The 3,961-nt window shown below is 42.2% G+C and carries 3 protein-coding genes and 3 tRNA genes; all 6 read right to left on the reverse strand.

The features are described from left to right. Positions 1 to 165 precede the first annotated feature (165 nt). Positions 166 to 251, reverse strand: a tRNA-Leu gene (locus tag AB4238_RS20825). 82 nt (positions 252 to 333) lie between these two features. After that, positions 334 to 407, reverse strand: a tRNA-Cys gene (locus AB4238_RS20830). A gap of 9 nt (positions 408 to 416) precedes the next feature. After that, positions 417 to 492 (reverse strand) — tRNA-Gly (locus tag AB4238_RS20835). Positions 493 to 644: 152 nt separating this feature from the next. Further along, on the reverse strand, positions 645 to 1,193 hold the full coding sequence (pgsA, locus tag AB4238_RS20840) for a CDP-diacylglycerol--glycerol-3-phosphate 3-phosphatidyltransferase (RefSeq protein ID WP_371995337.1): 549 nt from the start codon (positions 1,191 to 1,193) through the stop codon (positions 645 to 647). A 47-nt stretch (positions 1,194 to 1,240) separates the two neighbouring features. Further along, positions 1,241 to 3,070 (reverse strand): excinuclease ABC subunit UvrC, encoded by a 1,830-nt coding sequence (uvrC, locus tag AB4238_RS20845; RefSeq protein ID WP_372035375.1) that lies wholly within the window; start codon positions 3,068 to 3,070, stop codon positions 1,241 to 1,243. A gap of 33 nt (positions 3,071 to 3,103) precedes the next feature. Beyond that, the gene (uvrY, locus tag AB4238_RS20850; RefSeq protein WP_220740379.1) at positions 3,104 to 3,748 is read right to left on the reverse strand and encodes a UvrY/SirA/GacA family response regulator transcription factor; all 645 of its coding nucleotides are present in this window, start codon (positions 3,746 to 3,748) and stop codon (positions 3,104 to 3,106) included. Positions 3,749 to 3,961: the final 213 nt, after the last annotated feature.

The raw sequence follows: 3,961 nt of genomic DNA on the forward strand, positions 1-3,961 counted from the left end.
AAAACGCTCTGAGTAGATCAACTTCATATACTGATTGGTATAATCTAGCTGAGTCGGCCAACATCTGTTGTTGATTGGTATAAGCCATTATTTAAAGCAGAAATTTAGATACAAAAAAGCCCCAACTTGCGTTGAGGCTTATTGTAATTCTCTTGCGAGAATATTTGGTACCCGAGGCCGGACTTGAACCGGCACGCCTATTAAGCGAGGGATTTTAAATCCCTTGTGTCTACCGATTCCACCACTCGGGCAAACTCTTTGATTTTGATGATACGTGTTATCGGTAGAAACACTGTAGTTAATTACTTAACCACTCATCAAACTCTTAATTTGTGGAGGCGCGACCCGGAGTCGAACCGAGATCGACGGATTTGCAATCCGCAGCATAGCCATTCTGCCATCGCGCCATATTAAATTGGAGCGACATATCGGGTTCGAACCGATGACCTATACCTTGGCAAGGTATCGCTCTACCAACTGAGCTAATGTCGCATTTCAATTTAATCTGTATTCAAGTTCTTGCTTAGTTCGCTTCCCCTTGACTACGGAATGGCATTCTACCGATTTATGTCGAAGAGTCAACGCTATATTTGTAGATAAATAACTGCTTGCGCACTAATTAATCTTATCGGTTTTAAAACGAGCTACTCGGCGGTTAAATCGCCCCATGCGGCTATTATGTAGCTCATCATTGACCAGAAAGTCAGTATCGCAGCAACGTAAAATAACCCAAATGCGCTATATATAATAAAATCGTTTGGTTGCCAGATTAATCCTGTTATTGCAGTCATCTGCGCAGCGGTTTTATATTTACCGATCCAAGAGACGGCTACCGCCCCTCGCTTACCAATTTCAGCCATCCACTCTCTTAAAGCGGAGATTACAATCTCACGTCCAATCATGAATAATGCAGGTAAGGTCAACCAGATGCTTTGATATTGAGCAACAAGCAGTACTAATGCGGTTGTCACCATTATTTTATCTGCTACTGGATCAAGGAAAGCACCGAAACGAGTAGATTGTTTCAGTTTTCGAGCAGCGTAACCGTCAAGCGCATCCGTAACAGCGGCTAACCAAAAAACAAAAGCGGCGGCAAATAGAGCCCAACTGTCAGGCATATAGAAAAGAACAACAAACACTGGTAACAGTAATAGTCTGAAAAGTGTTAACGCGATAGGAATGTTAAACGGCATCATAAAACCTAAAATTCAAAAGCAGCGCCAATCTTGCCTTAATTTTACTACCCTCGCAATGCATCATGTATTGTTTGTGCCATTTCTAGGCTAATCCCTGGAACTTTTACCAATTCAGCCACACTCGCTCCCTTAACTTCCTGTAATCCACCTAAATGTTGTAATAATGCTTTTCGACGTTTAGGACCTATTCCCTCAATAGATTCAAGTGAAGAAGTATTTCGAGTTTTCTGTCGTTTATTGCGATGGCCAGTGATGGCAAAGCGATGAGATTCGTCTCGAATTTGCTGAATAAGGTGTAATGCCCCTGAATCGGCAGGTAAAGTAAATGATTCCTCATTATCACCATAAATAAGCGTTTCAAGGCCCGGCTTACGCCCCTCGCCTTTTGCGACGCCTATCAATGTTGGAGCATGATCTAATGCAACGAACTTTTCGTCTACAATCTTCTGTGCAATACGCAATTGGCCAATGCCACCATCAATAAAGAGGATATCGGGTGTTTTCCCACCTTTAGCCACTTTATCAAAGCGTCGACTAATTGCTTGTTTCATTGCTGCATAATCATCACCAGGGGTAATCCCCTCAATATTGTAACGGCGATAGTCGGCTTTATTCGGCCCTTCACGGTTAAATACAACGCAAGATGCTACCGTGCTTTCCCCCATTGTATGGCTAATGTCGAAACACTCCATGCGCTGGATTTTACTGCTGGCTTCAATCGCTTCTTCAAGCAACAGGAAACGCTGCTCTACTGTATTACGGTGAGATAGGCGTGTAATAACAGAGTTAGTTGCATTAGTCATTGCTAACCGTAAAAACTGCGCACGTTCACCACGGACTTGTGTTTTTATCTCTACTTTTCTTTGTTGCGCTGTTTTTATTGCTGCAGCCAGTTCAGTTTGCTCTTCAAAGGCATCGCTGACCAAAATCTCTTTAGGGGTCACTCGTTGGCTATCTGAATTAAGATAAAACTGAAACATAAAGGATCGTAAAACTTCCGACAACTCTGTATCCACTGGTACTTTAGGGTAATAGCTGCGACTTCCAAAAATTTTGCCTTCTCGGATAAAGAGTAAGTGAAAGCAGGCGACACCCGATGAGAAGTGCGCTCCGATAACATCCATGTCTCCAGATGCGTGTGACACTTCTTGTTGTTCAGCAACCCGTCTTAGTGCAGTGATCTGATCCCGATAACGCGCCGCTTGCTCATAATGTAGCTCTTGCGCAGCTTTTTCCATCTTGGCAACAAGTGCTCTGGTGACTTGTTGGTCTTTACCTTTTAAAAACAGAGAAGCGAGTGTGACCTGCTCTTGATAATCCTCTAAAGAGACTTTATCAACACAGGGCGCTGAACAACGACCGATCTGATACTGCAAGCAGGGGCGAGATCTCGCTTTATAATACAGGTCATCACATTGCCTAATCGGAAAGATTTTTTGCAATAAATGTAGGCTTTCTCGAACAGCTCCACCGTTGGGATACGGACCAAAGTATTGGCCTTTAGCTCTTTGTGGACCACGATGGTAAGAGAGCCGCGGATGCTTGTGATTACTTAATAAAATGTAGGGATAGGATTTATCATCTCTGAGCAGTACATTGTACTTGGGCATGTACTGTTTTATGTAATCATTTTCTAGAATGAGAGCATCAGTTTCACTATGGGTAATAGTGACATCGATATTAGCAATGCGAGCGACTAAAGCCTGTGTTTTTACATTAGTGAGATTTTTACGGAAATAAGAAGATAATCGCTTTTTTAGATCTTTAGCCTTCCCAACATAGATAACGGTATTATCGATATCATACATACGGTAAACACCGGGAGACGATGTAACCGTTTTTAAAAATTCGCTAGAATTGAACGCTTCAGCCATACGACGTTAGATCACCTAATAGCTAATATTTATTCAGAACTGGCCAGTATCAAGCATCTTATACCTAATTGCCAAGCGAGTAAGCTCTACATCACCACCGATGCCTAACTTTGCAAACAAGCGATATCGATAACTATTCACTGTCTTTGGGCTAAGATTCAGTTGTTCAGAAATATCACTGACTTTTTCGCCATTGGTGATCATTAGCATGATCTGCAACTCTCTTTCAGACAGCGATTTAAAAGGATTGTCTTCAGATTGGTTAAACTGGCTCAATGCCATCTGTTGCGCTATTTCGGGAGATAAATAACGTTGGCCATGGGCCACTTGTCGAATAGCTTGTAGCACTTCAGGAGAAGTTGCTCCTTTGGTTAAATAACCAGACGCACCAGCTTGCATCACTTTGGTAGGAAACGGATCTTCGGTATGAATAGTCAGTACGATGATTTTTGCGTGAGCTTGAAACCTAAGAATTTTTCGAGTTGCTTCTAAGCCACCGATCCCAGGCATATTCATGTCCATTAAGATGACATCAGCTTCATTTTTACGGCACCATTGGACTGCAGTCTCACCGTCACCGGCTTCACCAACAACCTTTATTCCGCGTTCATCTTCTAGAATTCGCCGAATACCAGTACGTACTAGCTCATGGTCATCGACTAAATATACTGAAATCAAAGCTGTCCTACCCCAAATTAATCCTGCTTGCTCTACACGTGTGTCAAGCTATCTTATTCAGTCTAATTTAGCCCATAAAAACAAAATTAGAAAGCTAATTTTTGCTAACCCTCTCGCTAGTGATAATCAATATAACGATTAATAACAACAGCTTACCTTAGAAAGCAAAAAGGCAGCCATTTAGGCTGCCTTCTTTAATGTGGCGGAGAGATA

The organism is Shewanella sp. 10N.286.45.A1 (assembly GCF_041470405.1).
GTDB lineage: Bacteria > Pseudomonadota > Gammaproteobacteria > Enterobacterales > Shewanellaceae > Shewanella.